The following is a 1,565-nucleotide window of genomic DNA, read 5'->3' as shown; positions in this document are numbered from 1 at the left end:
GTCTGATGTTGGGCATCGTGCCCGCTGCCGGACGCGGCAGCCGCATTCAACCGCTCGGCTTCTCGAAAGAGCTGCTGCCGGTCGGGAGCCGGATCGATGGACAGACAGAGCGCCCATGTGCCGTAAGCGAGTACCTGGTGCGGCGGATGGTGCGCGCCGGCGTCGACAAGGTCTGTTTCATCATCGGATCGGGTAAATCCGACATTCTCGAATACTATGCCGCGGGCTACGGAGCGGCGACCGCTCTGTTCGTGGTACAACCCAACCCCGTTGGCCTTTGCGACGCCATCTTCCGGGCAGCACCCCTCGTCGCACCGGACGAGACGGTGTTGATCGGGCTTCCCGATACGATCTGGTTTCCCGAAGACGGCTTCTGCCGTCTGCCGGACGACCGGCTGTCATTCCTGCTCTTCCCGGTGGATCGGCCGGAATTTTTCGATGCCGTGGTTCTCGACGAGGAGGGCCGGGTGCGGGAAATCCAGGTCAAGCGGCAGGACGCGGCGACGAACTGGATATGGGGCGCGTTCAAGATGCCGGGCCATGTCCTGCACCAGCTCGCGGCACTCTGGCGCGAGCGGGATTGCTATGACGAATATATCGGCACGTTGATCAACGCCTACCTGACGGCGGGCGGTCAGGCGTATGGGGTGAAGGCAGGGGCCGCCTACGTCGATGTCGGCACTTTCAACGGTTATCGCGCGGCCCTTCGGCTGCTCGACGACGCTGCTGCGTCCAAACAGCACCGGCCCACGATGATCGCGCCTACTGCACATTCGCATGCCGTTCCGGGCGAAGGAGCTTAGCCATGCTGCATTCCCATGCTGAAATCCAACGCCGTATCGATGCCCTCGGCCCATGGTTCCACAACATGGAACTAGCCGGCGTCGAAACTGCTCCGGACCATTTTCTCGGTAACTACCCGCTGGTCAAATGGCGCAAGTTCGCCTATGCCATTCCAGCCGACCTGTCCGGCAAGTCCGTGCTCGATATCGGCTGCAATGCCGGTTTTTATTCCATCGAAATGAAACGGCGCGGCGCCGGTCGCGTCCTCGGCATCGATTTCGACGAGGCCTATCTGGCACAGGCGCGCTTTGCCGCCGAGATCGCGGACTGCGACATCGAGTTCCAGAAGCTTTCGGTTTATGACGTCGGCGCCCTGCGCGAGACATTCGACATCGTGCTGTTCAGGGGGGTTCTTTACCAGCTGCGCCATCCCCTGCTCGCGCTCGACCTGATCCGCGGGAATGTCGCCGGCGACCTGATGATCTTCCAGTCCATGCAACGCGGCAGCGCCGATCTGCCTGCGCTTGAGCAGAATTATCATTTCTGGACGCACGACCTGTTCGAGCTGCCGGAATTTCCGAAACTGCATTTCATCGAACATCGATATGCCGACGATCCGACCAATTGGTGGATTCCCAACCGCGCCTGCACCGAAGCGATGTTGCGCAGCGCCGGCTTCGAGATTTTTTTGCACCCCGAGCAGGAGGTTTATTTTTGCCGTTCCGCCGGCGATCCGGCCGGCGGCGGCGCCGTCTACCCGTCGAAAGGACAGATCCATGAAT

General features: G+C 61.3%; 2 protein-coding genes. Both read left to right on the top strand.

Translation table 11 applies throughout. The annotated features are described in order from the left end of the window. Window positions 1-5 precede the first annotated feature (5 nt). A complete protein-coding gene (locus FJ980_RS31120) occupies window positions 6-803 on the top strand; it encodes a sugar phosphate nucleotidyltransferase (protein ID WP_140547376.1) in 798 nt (265 codons plus the stop codon). 2 nt (window positions 804-805) lie between these two features. Next, window positions 806-1,565: TIGR04290 family methyltransferase (locus FJ980_RS31115; RefSeq protein WP_140547375.1), on the top strand; the 760-nt coding region annotated here is incomplete at its 3' end.

Source organism: Mesorhizobium sp. B1-1-5 (assembly GCF_006443065.1).
Taxonomy (GTDB): domain Bacteria; phylum Pseudomonadota; class Alphaproteobacteria; order Rhizobiales; family Rhizobiaceae; genus Mesorhizobium.
The sequence above is the reverse complement of the archived record's forward strand: the minus strand, read 5'-3'. Positions and strand labels throughout refer to the sequence as shown.

Excerpts from the sequence above, each read along its gene's own strand:
- FJ980_RS31120 (WP_140547376.1), top strand. The coding sequence starts at position 6 with ATGTTGGGCATCGTGCCCGCTGCCGGACGCGGCAGCCGCATTCAACCG.